General features: G+C 28.1%; 21 protein-coding genes and 1 pseudogene. 3 read left to right on the top strand and 19 right to left on the bottom strand.

The window, feature by feature from the left end:
• Positions 1-2 precede the first annotated feature (2 nt).
• Both fabF and N5A56_RS14970 read right to left on the bottom strand, forming a co-directional pair.
• Positions 3-1,256: a beta-ketoacyl-ACP synthase II gene (gene fabF, locus N5A56_RS14975; RefSeq protein WP_274270520.1), complete on the bottom strand. Its 1,254-nt coding sequence runs from the start codon at positions 1,254-1,256 to the stop codon at positions 3-5.
• Between the two features lie 7 nt (positions 1,257-1,263).
• Positions 1,264-1,500, bottom strand: a complete 237-nt coding sequence (locus N5A56_RS14970; protein ID WP_004569249.1) for an acyl carrier protein — start codon at positions 1,498-1,500, stop codon at positions 1,264-1,266.
• A gap of 174 nt (positions 1,501-1,674) precedes the next feature.
• Here N5A56_RS14970 and purN point away from each other — a divergent pair, with 174 nt between their 5' ends.
• Positions 1,675-2,247: a phosphoribosylglycinamide formyltransferase gene (purN, locus tag N5A56_RS14965; protein WP_265726893.1), complete on the top strand. Its 573-nt coding sequence runs from the start codon at positions 1,675-1,677 to the stop codon at positions 2,245-2,247.
• Positions 2,248-2,874 (top strand): annotated as a pseudogene (locus N5A56_RS14960) (ribonuclease H1 domain-containing protein); the annotation flags it as partial.
• 80 nt (positions 2,875-2,954) lie between these two features.
• On the opposite strand, the gene N5A56_RS14955 reads toward N5A56_RS14960, so the two are convergent.
• From N5A56_RS14955 to N5A56_RS14885, 15 genes are all read right to left on the bottom strand, one after another.
• A complete protein-coding gene (locus N5A56_RS14955; protein ID WP_265726892.1) occupies positions 2,955-3,512 on the bottom strand; it encodes a hypothetical protein in 558 nt (185 codons plus the stop codon).
• A complete protein-coding gene (locus N5A56_RS14950; RefSeq protein ID WP_265726891.1) occupies positions 3,460-5,601 on the bottom strand; it encodes a carboxypeptidase-like regulatory domain-containing protein in 2,142 nt (713 codons plus the stop codon). The genes N5A56_RS14955 and N5A56_RS14950 overlap by 53 nt, the downstream gene beginning before the upstream one ends.
• 5 nt (positions 5,602-5,606) lie before the next feature.
• Entirely contained in the window at positions 5,607-5,909 is a 303-nt protein-coding gene (locus tag N5A56_RS14945) for a GLPGLI family protein (protein ID WP_265726933.1), read from the bottom strand.
• On the bottom strand, positions 5,906-6,334 hold the full coding sequence (locus tag N5A56_RS14940) for a hypothetical protein (RefSeq protein ID WP_265726890.1): 429 nt from the start codon (positions 6,332-6,334) through the stop codon (positions 5,906-5,908). Before N5A56_RS14940 ends, N5A56_RS14945 begins: the two co-directional genes overlap by 4 nt.
• 49 nt (positions 6,335-6,383) lie before the next feature.
• The gene (locus tag N5A56_RS14935) at positions 6,384-7,124 is read right to left on the bottom strand and encodes a GLPGLI family protein (RefSeq protein ID WP_265726889.1); all 741 of its coding nucleotides are present in this window, start codon (positions 7,122-7,124) and stop codon (positions 6,384-6,386) included.
• Between the two features lie 59 nt (positions 7,125-7,183).
• Positions 7,184-7,342, bottom strand: a complete 159-nt coding sequence (locus N5A56_RS14930) for a hypothetical protein (protein WP_274270519.1) — start codon at positions 7,340-7,342, stop codon at positions 7,184-7,186.
• 100 nt (positions 7,343-7,442) lie between these two features.
• Positions 7,443-7,985, bottom strand: a complete 543-nt coding sequence (locus N5A56_RS14925) for a GLPGLI family protein (protein WP_265726887.1) — start codon at positions 7,983-7,985, stop codon at positions 7,443-7,445.
• Between the two features lie 245 nt (positions 7,986-8,230).
• Complete coding sequence (locus N5A56_RS14920; protein WP_265726885.1) at positions 8,231-8,491, bottom strand: hypothetical protein; 261 nt, start codon at positions 8,489-8,491, stop codon at positions 8,231-8,233.
• A gap of 140 nt (positions 8,492-8,631) precedes the next feature.
• Complete coding sequence (locus tag N5A56_RS14915; protein WP_265726932.1) at positions 8,632-8,853, bottom strand: GLPGLI family protein; 222 nt, start codon at positions 8,851-8,853, stop codon at positions 8,632-8,634.
• A 23-nt stretch (positions 8,854-8,876) separates the two neighbouring features.
• Complete coding sequence (locus tag N5A56_RS14910) at positions 8,877-9,170, bottom strand: GLPGLI family protein (protein ID WP_274270518.1); 294 nt, start codon at positions 9,168-9,170, stop codon at positions 8,877-8,879.
• The gene (locus N5A56_RS14905; protein ID WP_274270517.1) at positions 9,167-9,376 is read right to left on the bottom strand and encodes a hypothetical protein; all 210 of its coding nucleotides are present in this window, start codon (positions 9,374-9,376) and stop codon (positions 9,167-9,169) included. The genes N5A56_RS14910 and N5A56_RS14905 overlap by 4 nt, the downstream gene beginning before the upstream one ends.
• Before the next feature lie 47 nt (positions 9,377-9,423).
• A complete protein-coding gene (locus tag N5A56_RS14900) occupies positions 9,424-9,642 on the bottom strand; it encodes a hypothetical protein (RefSeq protein WP_265726883.1) in 219 nt (72 codons plus the stop codon).
• 141 nt (positions 9,643-9,783) lie between these two features.
• On the bottom strand, positions 9,784-10,005 hold the full coding sequence (locus N5A56_RS14895) for a GLPGLI family protein (RefSeq protein WP_265726931.1): 222 nt from the start codon (positions 10,003-10,005) through the stop codon (positions 9,784-9,786).
• 23 nt (positions 10,006-10,028) lie between these two features.
• Positions 10,029-10,454, bottom strand: coding sequence for a GLPGLI family protein (locus N5A56_RS14890; RefSeq protein WP_274270594.1), 426 nt, complete (start codon positions 10,452-10,454; stop codon positions 10,029-10,031).
• A gap of 130 nt (positions 10,455-10,584) precedes the next feature.
• Entirely contained in the window at positions 10,585-10,779 is a 195-nt protein-coding gene (locus N5A56_RS14885) for a hypothetical protein (protein WP_265726881.1), read from the bottom strand.
• A 472-nt stretch (positions 10,780-11,251) separates the two neighbouring features.
• Here N5A56_RS14885 and N5A56_RS14880 point away from each other — a divergent pair, with 472 nt between their 5' ends.
• Complete coding sequence (locus tag N5A56_RS14880; protein WP_265726880.1) at positions 11,252-11,554, top strand: helix-turn-helix domain-containing protein; 303 nt, start codon at positions 11,252-11,254, stop codon at positions 11,552-11,554.
• A 122-nt stretch (positions 11,555-11,676) separates the two neighbouring features.
• Here the strand turns inward: N5A56_RS14880 and N5A56_RS14875 are convergent, their stop codons facing one another.
• Together N5A56_RS14875 and N5A56_RS14870 are read right to left on the bottom strand one after the other, a co-directional pair.
• Positions 11,677-12,417, bottom strand: a complete 741-nt coding sequence (locus tag N5A56_RS14875; RefSeq protein ID WP_265726879.1) for a succinate dehydrogenase/fumarate reductase iron-sulfur subunit — start codon at positions 12,415-12,417, stop codon at positions 11,677-11,679.
• 41 nt (positions 12,418-12,458) lie between these two features.
• Positions 12,459-12,821: a four helix bundle protein gene (locus tag N5A56_RS14870; RefSeq protein ID WP_274270516.1), complete on the bottom strand. Its 363-nt coding sequence runs from the start codon at positions 12,819-12,821 to the stop codon at positions 12,459-12,461.
• Between the last annotated feature and the right edge of the window lie 17 nt (positions 12,822-12,838).

The raw sequence follows: 12,838 nt of genomic DNA, 5'->3' as shown, positions 1-12,838 counted from the left end.
GACTATTCCTCTAATTTCTTAAAGGCTACACAAGCGTTATGGCCACCAAATCCAAATGTATTACTCATCGCTATCTTAACCTCTCTTTTCTGAGCTTTGTTTAACGTAAGATTTAATTCTGGATTTATATTCTCGTCTATATTGGCATGATTTATTGTTGGTGGCACAATACTATGTTTCATTGCTAAAATAGCAGCAATAGATTCAATAGCACCTGCAGCACCTAATAAATGCCCAGTCATAGATTTTGTAGAGTTAATATTAATGTTCTTAGCATGATCGCCAAAAACCTCTGAAATTGCTTTTAATTCTGCTACATCACCAAGCGGTGTAGAAGTACCATGGGTATTTATATGATCTACATCTTCTGGATTGATACCTGAATTTTCTAAACAATTTTTTATAACAGCAATTACACCTAATCCTTCTGGATGTGGCGCTGTCATATGATACGCATCAGAAGACATACCTCCACCAATAACCTCGGCATAGATTTTAGCTCCTCTAGCTTTTGCGTGCTCATATTCTTCTAAAACAATGGCTCCTGCTCCTTCTCCTAAAACAAAACCATCACGTTCTGCATCAAATGGTCTTGAGGCAGTTTCACAATCATCATTTCTAGTAGATAAAGCATGCATTGCATTAAAACCACCAACACCTGCATAGGTTACAGCCGCTTCAGAACCACCGGTAACAATAACATCACAATGTCCTAAACGAATATAATTTAAAGCATCTATCATTGCATTTGCAGAAGATGCACATGCAGAAACAGTTGTATAATTAGGCCCCATAAATCCGTTTTTAATAGAAATATGACCTGGTGCAATATCTGCAATCATTTTTGGGATAAAGAAAGGATTAAACCTTGGTGTACCGTCTCCAGCTCCAAAATTCATTGCTTCGTTTTGAAAAGTTTCTAAACCTCCAATTCCTGCTCCCCAAATTACGCCTACACGAAATTTGTTTACTTCTTCTAAGTCTAGGTTAGAGTCTGCAATTGCCTCATCTGAAGCAACCATTGCATACTGTGTAAACCTATCCATTTTACGGGCATCCTTTCTGTTAATAAAGTCCGTAACTTCGAAGTCTTTTAATTCACATGCAAAACGAGTTTTGAACTTGGCAGCGTCAAAACATTTGATAGGCGCTGCACCGCTAACTCCGTTAACTAATGCGTTCCAATATTCTTCAATATTATTACCAATGGGCGTTAAAGCGCCAAGTCCAGTGACTACAACTCGTTTTAATTGCATATAAATATTACTTTTTTGCTTCTTCGATATAGCTAACTGCTTGACCTACTGTTCCGATATTCTCTGCTTGATCATCTGGAATTTGGATATCAAATTCTTTTTCGAATTCCATAATTAATTCAACAGTATCTAAAGAATCTGCTCCTAAATCGTTTGTGAAGCTAGCTTCTGTTGTTACTTCATTATCGTCTACTCCTAATTTATCTACGATAATAGCTTTTACTCTTGATGCAATGTCTGACATAATTTTGTTTGTTTTTTAAAATTTAAATCGGGGCAAAAATACGAATCTTATTAATTCTAACTAACTTTTGCTCGAAAAATGATTATTAAAGATAAATAAAAATGTTTAATCTCTCTTAAAAAATAACCAGTTTGTTAATAATTATTCCTTTTTTTGTACTCTAGTTATATAGATATGAAGCGTATTGTTGTTTTTGCTTCTGGTTCTGGAACGAACGCAGAAAATATTATTAAGTTTTTTAATCACACTAAGACTGCTAAAGTTACTCAAGTGTTGTGTAACAATGAGCATGCCAAAATTTTTGACAGGTGTAAAAATCTAAATGCCAATTGTTTATTATTTAATAGAACCGAGTTTTCTAAAGAAGACACCATCTTAAACCTTCTAAAAGAACAAGCAGATATTATTATTTTGGCAGGTTTTTTATGGAGAATTCCAGAAAAAATTGTTGCTGCTTTTCCTAATAAAATCATCAACATCCATCCTGCATTGTTACCAAAATATGGCGGAAAAGGAATGTACGGAATGAATGTTCATAAGGCCGTAAAAGAGCATAAAGAATCTGAAACTGGCATTACAATTCACTACGTAAATGAGAATTATGACGAAGGAGCCATCATATTTCAGGCAAAAACAGCGTTAAATGTAGAGGATACACCTGAAACAATCGCCGAAAAAATTCATATTTTAGAGCAACGCTACTTTCCTAGAATTATTGAAGATGTAATTTTAGATATTAATGAGTAAAAAAAGTTTTACGTAGTTTGGAATGGTCGTAAAAAAGGAGTTTTTACTTCTTGGAAGGTTTGTAAAGCACAAATTGATGGTTTTGAAGGCGCTCAATACAAATCTTTTGCAGATTTAAATGAGGCAGAAATTGCATCCACCAAAAACTATGAAGACTATAAAGGTAAAAACACTAAAAAACCAACCTTATCATCCGCAGAAAAATCTAGTTACGGTTCGCCTAATTTAGAAAGTATTTCTGTAGATGCTGCTTGTTCTGGAAATCCTGGTAAAATGGAATACAGAGGTGTTTTAACACATAACAAACAGCAAATTTTTATAAAAGGACCTTTTAAAAAAGGGACAAATAATATTGGTGAGTTTTTAGCATTAGTACACGGTATTGCCTTATTAAAAAGCAAAAATCAACACAATCTTCCTATTTATTCCGATTCTAAAATTGCCATGAGTTGGGTACAAAAGAAACAATGTAGAACCAATATGGTTTTTGATGCTTCTAATAAAGATTTATTAGAATTGATAAAAAGAGCAGAAAACTGGCTGAAAGAAAACACCTACAAAAACCCTATTTTAAAATGGGAAACCAAAGCTTGGGGAGAAATTCCTGCAGATTTTGGAAGAAAGTAGTTTTAGTTGGCAGTTTACAGTATCGGTTTTCGGTTTTCTATTGTTGAATAAGAAACTAACACTGCAATTGATAATTGAATCTAAAGATTATATCCAACAGAAAACATAATTATTCTTGGTAAAATAAATGTTTTAGTATCAGAAATTAAATAATCTGAAAAACCATTGCTTTGTTTAAATTGTGCATTTAATAAATTTTGAGCTTTAATTTTATAAGACCAAGCACTATTTTCTTGTTTGTAAGACAAGGTTGCATTGGCAATTTCATACACATTTTTTTGACCTAACGTTTTGTTTTGATAATTGCTTTTGCTGTAATCAAAATTAAAAATAAAGCCTTTTAAAAAATCATAATCTATAGTTATAAAAGGTTCTGTAGTAATAAATTTTGATGTGCTTGTACTTGCTGTAAACTTACCAATGTTTCTTTTTACACCAACTTCTATTGTTGGAAAATTATCGAACAAGGTTTCTACACCAACTTCATAATCATAACTATTATTTTTATTGGTTTGTAAATTACCATTTAGTTCTTGAATGTATTTAGAGCTATTAAAACCAACATCTAACTTGTATTTTAGGCTTTTAATTGTTTTCTGAAGTGTAAAAATTTCCTCTCCAATCTTCAGACGGATCATCAAACATTTTAACCGTTAAAAACTGATTTACATCATTAAAATCTACTGTGCTTCGAATACCTCTTATTTGTTTATTATAGTTGATACTTGCATGCATCATTAAACCTCTATACAAACTAAACCTTCTGTAATAAATACGCGCAGTGTGATACAAATTATTTTCTACGTTTTCATTTCCTTTAAAAACGGAATTATACGATTGTAAATAAAACCGATTTGAAAACTTACTAACATCTGAAAATGAGGTTTTTAAACTATAATTAATATTTATTTTTTTTGATTTATTAAATTCAATTTTAACTAAAAAATCTGGCAAAATAACCCATTTACTTTTATTTAAATTCGTTTGCTGGTTTATTTTCCAACTATAATTATGAGCGTATAAACCTTGTTTTAACGTAAAAATACCTGCTCTAAATTTATAATGAACTCCTAAAAACAAATCGTTTAATTTAAAATTTAAGTCATTGCCAAATTCGCCATTTGCAAAACTATGAATTGTATTATTATCTAGTATTTGATAATCATCCGTTAAAAAATATTCGTTTAAGAATTTATTACCCAAAGTTGTATAAATATGATTGCTGTTATTGATTTCCCAAAAATGCTTAAAAATTGCATCTATATTTTGCTCTTTGGTATTTTTAAGTTGATGAATTCTATACAAATCTTGTTCTTTTCTAAGTATTAATCCGCTAAAAGCATCGTTTTGTGTTTGCCAATAATTTGTTTTATCACTTTTATCAAACACATAATTAAAAACAGTAGAAAACGTATGTTTATCATTCTGCCTTTTATGCCATTCTATATTCTGGTTAATATAAGCTGCTGTTAGATCTCTATCTGTTAAAATTGTATTAGTGTTAGTAGCTATTAAAGACGTTAAATTATTTTCTTTGGTATTGTTTGTTCTTTTTACTTGAGTTCTTGCATGCCATTTTTCTAACTCGTTAGGGTTGTATTCTATATTTAAATTGCCAATACCTAATAAATTTTCTACGTTGGTTTTATTCGTTTTTTGTTCTGAAAAAGTCGTATATTCATTAAAATTTTCTACAAAACTAGTAGTATTAGAGCTCGAAAAAATAGCATAACCAGAAATATCTAATTTCTTAGTAGCAACTTTTGTAATGTTTAATGCACCAAATTTTTGTGAGCTGGTTAACAAATCTCTACTTTCTAAAAATTGGGAAAAATCTCCACCTTTCCAATTGAAGTTACCACTAAAAACAGCATTAATTCCACCCGAAAAACTTAAATAATCTCTAAACGTAAATGTTTTTTCGCCAACATTATTTAGGTTTCCAATAAAATTTACATTGGTTTTAGGCGAATAATAAAATAAATTTGCATTGGTTTTATAAAAGTCTTTATTGCCTTTACCTACTTCTACATCACCAAAAACAAAACGTTTTTTATCTTCTTTTAGTTTTATGTTCATTGCCATTTCATCAGAATCTGTAACGCCTTTTAAAAATGCAACTTCGTTGTAATTATCAATTACCTCTACATTACCAACTGCTTTTGCAGGTATGTTTTCTACAGCCAGTTTAGAGTTACCACCAAAAAACTTCTTGCCATCTACCAACATTTTGGTTACTTTTTTACCTTGCACTGTAACGCCTCCATTTTTATCAACTTCTACACCAGGTAATTTTTTTAAAATATTTTTAAGTTTACGTTCTGTACCATTTATAAATTTACTGGTTTTATAAATTGTGGTATCACCTCTAACAGTTACTGGCATTTCTATAATAACTTCATCTAATTGTTCTGAAGAAGGTTTTAGAATAAAATCTTTTTTGATGTCTTTTAAAGCGATAAAATTATAATCTATGGGTTTGTAACCCAAATAAGAAATACTAATGGTAATTGTGTCTCCTTTTGTTAAATTTAATTTATAATACCCTTCGTTATCTGTTATGGCAAACTGTAAGTTTTTAGAAATGTCTTTGGGCTTTGCAATTACGTTTGCATAAGGCATTGGCGTTTGTAAACTATCTTTTACAGACCCAGAGAAGGTTACTTTTTGAGAAAAAATGATACTTGTAAAAAACATAAAGAAATAAATAATGTTTTGCTTTATCATAAATATTATTCTTTGTTTTTATTAATACTGTTCCATAAAGTTTTCATTTTTTCATTATACTTTTCTTCAGTAATTCTATCTCCTTTAATCAGTTTTTTAAATTCAATTTTTTCTTTAGGATTTAATACAATTTTTGATGCACTTATTGTTCTATTGCTCATTTCCACTAAAATAACTAGACCTGGTAAACCATTATATTCTAAAGGACCAAAACTTACAGGTATTTGCGGTGTAAACCATGCAATAGGTTTCATTTTTGTATTTGTAGATTCTATATCAATTGCTTTAAAACAAACGTATTTACCTATCTGTTTTGATTCTTGAGTAATTTTCCATTTTTTCTCTTTTTTTCAATTAATAAGTTTTCTCTTAGGTTTTCTTTTAAATATTCTTTTGTTTTGATGTTCTTATAAATTTTATTATCTCCACCAGCTAAAACCCTATTCATATTCAATTTAGCTTTACCATCAACTTCCATTTTGTCTTCTACAAAATATATAGATTTTTGATTGTTAAATTCTAAATATGCATTTACATCTGGTGTGTTTTTAAATATATCTCTCATCATTTTTTCCATTTTAGCATTTTTAAAGTCACTTTTAGCAACCATAGAATCTATCTTTTTTTCTTGAATAGGCTCTAAGGAGAGAACATAAGTAACTTTACCACTTATGTTTTGAGAAAATAAGTTTACTGAAAAAAATAATATTAAAATTATAAAAAGGCTTTTCATTGGTTTGTTTTCTTTTTAAAAACGAATTTAATTTATAAGAGTTTCAACCTCAATATTTCTTTCTTCTTCGACTGTAATAAACTTCTTTTACAATAGAATCATACTCTTTCAATGTTACCTTTTTACCTTTTGTTGGTTTGTTTATTTCTAACTTTTTCTCTGAAAATAAATTAATTTTAGAAGCTCTAAATAACAACTTATCTTGCTGTAACTCTAAAATTAAACCAGGTAATCCATTATATTCTTTAGGTCCATAATTAAATGGGATTTGCAAAGTGTACCAAGCTATTATTTTTCTTAATGATTTGCCTCTACTAGTATTTATTTCTTTAGTTGTAGTTGCTTTGTAGCAAATATATTTTCCGATTTTTTTGCTATCTTGTGTAAGTTTCCAATTTAACTGCGGAATATCAACTAAGAATATTTCATCTGAAAACTCTTTTTGATTTATTGTTAGTTTAGTTAATTTATTTACATAAAAAACTCCTTTACCTCCAATAATTTGAGTTAAATTAAATTTATTGTCATTTTTATTAAGTTTTTTAATTTGTTTAAAAATAGATGCATTTCTATTAAAAAGAAGTTTGTATTTTATTTTAGTTTGGTTTTTTAATAATGCTTTAAATTCTATTTCTTGGTTTTTTGAAAAACCTTTAACTTTTAAATTTTCTAAATTTCCAATTATTGATTCTGCTTCATAAATGATTTCTCCTTCATAATTTTTTGTTTGGCATAAGAAATTAGAAGTAAATAATGTAAATAATAAAAAAATTATTGTTTTTATTTTCATAAACTAAGTTTTTAGCATGAAGAAATATTACGTTTCTTCATGCTTTATTTTTTGTTTTTTTATTCTGGAAAGAAAAAATTATCATCTTGTCCATCCATACAGTCATCATAAAGAACACCAAATGCTGTATGTTCTTCTTCCATATTTAAATTTAACCATATAGCAAGAACCATAGATTGTCTATTTGCTATTTCAAAACAAGATTCCTGTTCAATCATCTTTTTTTAATACTGTTTGCATTTATCATAGTAGTTGTTGCAAATACAAAAACAACCTTTCTATTTTTTTCTTGTTTCCTTTTTATAATTAGAAGCGCGACTATTTTGTTTTACCAAAAACACTTTTCTTTGCTTTTTTTAATTCTTTTTCATACTCTCCATAAGTAAGTCGTTTCCCTTTTTTAGGTCGTTTAATCTTTGGTGCATTCTTTGGGTTAAATATTATTTTAGTAGCTTTAAAAATGATTTTCCCTATTTCTAATTCTAAAATTAAACCTGGCAAACCATATTCTCCTTTTGGACCAAAACTTATAGGAATAGAGGGAGTATACCAAGCTACAACTTTACCATTACTTCTTGTAGCTTTATAGCTTATAAAGCCATTTATCATTTTTGTTTCTTGTGTAAGTTGCCACTCTAAAAAATTATTAGTAAATATGAAACACTCTCCTATACTTTCACAATCTTTAATTAAATACTCTTTAGTTCTATCGTTATAAAAATATTCTTTTGATCCTCCTGCACTTGTTTTATTAATTCTTTGCCCTAAATTATGAATGTCTGTACTTAATTTATCTTCTACTTTAAACAAACCCTTACCATTAGAAAACATTAATGTAGATTTAATTGGCTTTGTATACAAAAAAACTTTATCTAAAGTTTTTACAAGTCGTTTGTTCTTTATTTTTTTCTTTTTTATTAATGTAGCTACTCATTTTTTTACCATTAATAGTAGATTCATAATGAATAATACCATTAGTGTTTTGTTGAGATAAAGCTATAAGTGACACGAAAACAGAAAAAAAGTTAAGTTTAATTTTAATAATTTCATATGAAGTTCAGTTTAAATATGCCTGAAGAAAAATCTCCAGACATATAAAATATTAATTAATTCCCACAGTTTGCATCATAACATGATTGATAAAACATATTATAGTAAGTCATTAAGTCTCCTCCAGCACCCCTATCTGTATGATCTTCTGAAAACTCTAAAGCTCCTTCTCTAGCGTCAGAAACACAGTCACTTGCACAACCTAGAATTTGAATATCTTCTATTTCTGTATTAACTATTCCGTCATTTGACGAGTTAGCATTCATCATTGTTCCTGTTGCAAAAACAAAAACCATTCCTAAAATTAATTTTTTCATACTATAAAATTTTGTAATCCAAACTTTTCATTTGAATTTGTTATTTAATAATAAAATTGATTAATTTTAGATAAACGTGGTGTTTTAACAATCTTCTATTCCAAAATTTGAGAAAGATTCTTCATTGATTATAAAAAGAATTAATATCCTTTATTTTTTTTAAATTTTTGCATTGTTGATGATGCCATTTCATGAAATTCCTTTTCAGTTACCCTAATTCCTTTTGTTGGTTTCTCTATTTTTATTTCTTCTTTAGGGTTTATAGTAATTTTTTTTGCATAATATATTTTTTTATAAACCTCTAATTCTAAAATTAAACCAGGTAAACCAGCATAACCTAAAGGACCAAAGGAAACTGGTATTTCAGAAGTAAACCAAGCAGTTATTATTCTTTTTTTCCTTTACTATTAATAATGATTTCTGTTGTTGCCTTATAACAATTATAATTTCCAATTTTTTTGATTTCTTTAGTTATAATCCATTTTAATTTTGGTTTTTTTATTAAAAACAACTCACCGTAAACATTTAATTGCATTAATTGTTCGCTAAAATTATTATAATATTTTCCAGAACCATAAAGGCCCATTCCTATTTTTAAAATATTATTATTTTTTGTTTCTAAAATTGTTTTTGCTTCAAAAAAACTACTTTTATTAGCTATTTTTAGCTCAAAAGTCATTTTTTTTCAGAGTGAGAAATTAATCTATCCATTTTTTGAAACTCTTTAAACTTTGAAAAATTTTCTTCTTCTAAGTCTTTATACTTTTTAGATGGATATTGAATTTCTGACTTTTTACCATACTCTATAATTCCATTAAAATCTTGAGAAAATATTTCAAGAGTAAAAACAAAAAAACAAAAGATAATTTTCAATTTAGTATTCATATTTGTCATTTTAAAAGGCTATTAAACTTACTAATAGCCTTTTTTGATTAATCTAATTCTCCTAATTTTTTACCTTCACAAACTATCTGATAATATACATTTGCCCAAAACCAATCAAGTGTTTCGTTCCCATTTCCATTCTCAGTCCCATAATCCCATGCATCTTGAAAACAATCATCATCGGGTTGAGTGTTATTGGAAATATTCGCATTCATTATAGTTCCCGTTGCAAAAACAAAAACCATTCCTAAAATTAATTTTTTCATACTATAAAATTTTGTAATCCAAACTTTTCATTTGAATTTGTTATTTAATAATAAAATTGATTAATTTTAGATAAACGTGGTGTTTTAACAATCTTCTATTCCAAAATTTGAGAAAGATTCTTCATGGATTATAAAAAGAAATTAATATCCTTTATTTTTTTTAAATTTTTGCATTGTTGATGATGCCATTTCATGAAATTCCTTTTCAGTTACCCTAATTCCTTTTGTTAGTTTCTCTATTTTTATTTCTTCTTTTGGGTTTATAGTGATTTTTTTAGCATAATATATTTTTTTATAAACCTCTAATTCTAAAATTAAACCAGGTAAACCAGCATAACCTAAAGGACCAAAGGAAACTGGTATTTCAGAAGTAAACCAAGCAGTTATTATTCTTTTTTTCCTTTACTATTAATAATGATTTCTGTTGTTGCCTTATAACAATTATAATTTCCAATTTTTTTGATTTCTTTAGTTATAATCCATTTTAATTTTGGTTTTTTTATTAAAAACAATTCTCCAAAAGCGTTTAACTCTAATAAGTTAATACTATTATTACTATAATATTTACCTAAATCATAAGGCCCAAACCTTAAACTTGAATTTTTATTAACTTCTGATTTTAAAATTGGCTTAGCTTTAAAAAAGGCAGTATTATTTGTAAATCTAAACTCAAAAATTAACTTTTTTTCTGCTTCAGCAATCATTTCTCTCATTTTTTGAAACTTTTGATACCTGGATGGATTTTCTTTTTTGCTTTTTAAATCTAATTTAGAAAAAACTTTCTCTTTAGACTTTTTTCCATATTCAACTATACCATTAAACTGTTGAGAACTTGATGGAAAAATAAAAAAATAAAAAAACCAATGTAATTAATTTACTCATAATATTGTTTTTATTAATTTAAAAGGTTGTCAGAAAAATTCCAACAACCTTACTTAATTGTTACTCACACCACATTGTATAATACTTATTCATCCAATACCACTCTTGCGTTTCATCTCCACCACCTTCTTCTTCTCCAAACTCCCAAGCATCTTCAAAACAATCATTTGGTTTTTCAATACCTGTTGCAGTATTTGCATTCATCATTGTTCCTGTTGCAAAAACAAAAACCATTCCTAAAATTAATTTTTTCATACTATAAACTTTTGTAATCCAAACTATTCATTTGAATTTGTTATTTAATAATTTTTAGAACTTTATATGAGTTAACAAGTTTAAAATTCTATAAAAATACTTGTAGAAAAAGGTTTACTTTTGCAAAACTTCCTCTGTTTGTTATTGCTTATTTACATAGGCATTTGTTTTAAGTGATACATTTATTTAGTAATTTTTATATTTCTTAATTCCGCAAGCGGAGGTTTTTTGTTTTTATACAGATTGTCTCATTACTCTCGTAATAACATTGGTTAATTTTAGATAAAATTTGTGTTTTTAGCAATTTTGTTTTTCCAAAATTGAGAAAGATTCTTCATTAAAAAAAATAAATCCATTCCCGTTTTGGACTACCTGTTTTTGGGGAGGTAAATCTTCTCCTTAAAAATAGGTAGTCCAAAATGGAAAGTAAAACCTCAATTTTTTGTTTTATTTTTGGCTCTTGAAAAGTAAAATGAGAGAAAAAGAGAGAGAAAAAGAGAGAGAGAAAGAGAGAGAGAAATTTGAAGAGAAATCAAAAAAAATATTAGCAAAAATTGTAAAAGAAAGAAAACAGCAAAACATTACTCAAGCAGACTTAGCTTTTAAACTTAATATGACATTTAGCGGTTATTTTAAAGTAGAAACCGGTAAAACTAAATTAGACAGCATTAGGTTGTTAAAAATTTTAGATGCCTTAAAAACCTCTCCAGAAGACTTTTTAAAGGATTTAAATAACTATAAGTTTCAAAAAACAAATAACCCAAAACTAAATTAGTTTTGGGTTATTTATTTTTAAATTTATTTAGATTTCTCAATGGCTTAAAAAACTCATTTCGAAATGAAAATTATCATGTTTTTGAAATATAAGATTGCTTCGTAAAAACTCGAAATTACGTTTTAAATAGAAGCTTTCATAAGCTCTCTATTCATTCTTGCAATGTTTTCTAAAGAAATTCCTTTAGGACATTCAACTTCACAAGCACCTGTATTTGTACAGTTTCCAAAACCTTCAGCATCCATTTGTGCAACCATGTTTAAAACACGATCAGTTGCTTCTACTTGTCCTTGTGGTAATAAAGCATATTGAGATACTTTTGCACCCACAAATAACATTGCAGAAGAGTTTTTACACGTTGCAACACAAGCTCCACAACCAATACAAGTTGCTGCGTCCATTGCTTTATCAGCAGCTTCTTTAGAAATAGGAATTGAGTTTGCATCTTGTGTATTACCCGATGTATTTACAGAAATATATCCACCAGATTGTTGGATACGTTCAAAAGAACTTCTGTCTACCACTAAATCTTTAATTACAGGAAATGCTGCAGCTCTAAATGGCTCTATAGTAATAGTATCACCATCTTTAAAAGAACGCATGTGTAACTGACAAGTAGTTACACCTCGATCTGGACCATGAGCTTCACCATTAATATACATAGAACACATACCGCAAATTCCTTCACGACAATCATGATCAAATGCAACAGGTTCATCACCCAAATTAATTATTTGTTCGTTTAAAACATCCATCATTTCTAAGAAAGACATATGTTCAGAAATGTCAGATATTTTATAATCTACCATTTTCCCTTTATCACTTGCGTTTTTCTGTCTCCAGATTTTTAAAGTTAAATTCATACTATTAGTTTTGAGTGATTAGCGAAAAGCGAAAAGAAGGTTTAGTTCTTTTCTTCTAACTTTTTAATTAAAGAATTTAGCATTTTGCTTATTTCAATAATTAAACTTTCAATAATTACGCTATCATTTATATAGTTTAATTCTTTTGTTATTAATACTTGTGTTTCTAACTCAAATAAAGAACCTCTGGAGATTCTTAAAAATTGAATATAATTTTTTCTTGATAATCTTCCCCAGCCTTCAGCAATATTAGAAGGAATAGAAACAGAACATCTTCTCATCTGACTGATTAAACCAAATTTTTCATCAGTAGGAAGAGTTTTAGAAAGTTCATAAACCATTGTTACAAGTTTCATAGACTTTTGCCAAACTATTAACTCTTTGTATGATTTTATGCTACTCATTCCCCTTTTTCCTCATC

This window comes from Polaribacter ponticola (genome assembly GCF_026191475.2).
GTDB classification, from domain to species: Bacteria; Bacteroidota; Bacteroidia; order Flavobacteriales; family Flavobacteriaceae; genus Polaribacter; species Polaribacter ponticola.
This window is presented reverse-complemented; position numbering and strand designations above follow the sequence as displayed.

What these genes read in the sequence shown, in the direction of transcription:
- N5A56_RS14875 (WP_265726879.1), bottom strand. Translation starts at nt 12,417, where the DNA reads ATGAATTTAACTTTAAAAATCTGGAGACAGAAAAACGCAAGTGATAAA.
- N5A56_RS14885 (WP_265726881.1), bottom strand. Translation starts at nt 10,779, where the DNA reads ATGAAAAAATTAATTTTAGGAATGGTTTTTGTTTTTGCAACAGGAACA.
- N5A56_RS14870 (WP_274270516.1), bottom strand. Translation starts at nt 12,821, where the DNA reads ATGAGTAGCATAAAATCATACAAAGAGTTAATAGTTTGGCAAAAGTCT.
- purN (WP_265726893.1), top strand. Translation starts at nt 1,675, where the DNA reads ATGAAGCGTATTGTTGTTTTTGCTTCTGGTTCTGGAACGAACGCAGAA.
- N5A56_RS14905 (WP_274270517.1), bottom strand. Translation starts at nt 9,376, where the DNA reads ATGAATACTAAATTGAAAATTATCTTTTGTTTTTTTGTTTTTACTCTT.
- N5A56_RS14935 (WP_265726889.1), bottom strand. Translation starts at nt 7,124, where the DNA reads ATGAAAATAAAAACAATAATTTTTTTATTATTTACATTATTTACTTCT.
- fabF (WP_274270520.1), bottom strand. Translation starts at nt 1,256, where the DNA reads ATGCAATTAAAACGAGTTGTAGTCACTGGACTTGGCGCTTTAACGCCC.
- N5A56_RS14955 (WP_265726892.1), bottom strand. Translation starts at nt 3,512, where the DNA reads ATGATCCGTCTGAAGATTGGAGAGGAAATTTTTACACTTCAGAAAACA.
- N5A56_RS14930 (WP_274270519.1), bottom strand. Translation starts at nt 7,342, where the DNA reads ATGATTGAACAGGAATCTTGTTTTGAAATAGCAAATAGACAATCTATG.
- N5A56_RS14920 (WP_265726885.1), bottom strand. Translation starts at nt 8,491, where the DNA reads ATGAAAAAATTAATTTTAGGAATGGTTTTTGTTTTTGCAACAGGAACA.
- N5A56_RS14950 (WP_265726891.1), bottom strand. Translation starts at nt 5,601, where the DNA reads ATGATAAAGCAAAACATTATTTATTTCTTTATGTTTTTTACAAGTATC.
- N5A56_RS14970 (WP_004569249.1), bottom strand. Translation starts at nt 1,500, where the DNA reads ATGTCAGACATTGCATCAAGAGTAAAAGCTATTATCGTAGATAAATTA.
- N5A56_RS14880 (WP_265726880.1), top strand. Translation starts at nt 11,252, where the DNA reads ATGAGAGAAAAAGAGAGAGAAAAAGAGAGAGAGAAAGAGAGAGAGAAA.
- N5A56_RS14940 (WP_265726890.1), bottom strand. Translation starts at nt 6,334, where the DNA reads ATGAAAAGCCTTTTTATAATTTTAATATTATTTTTTTCAGTAAACTTA.
- N5A56_RS14910 (WP_274270518.1), bottom strand. Translation starts at nt 9,170, where the DNA reads ATGACTTTTGAGCTAAAAATAGCTAATAAAAGTAGTTTTTTTGAAGCA.
- N5A56_RS14900 (WP_265726883.1), bottom strand. Translation starts at nt 9,642, where the DNA reads ATGAAAAAATTAATTTTAGGAATGGTTTTTGTTTTTGCAACGGGAACT.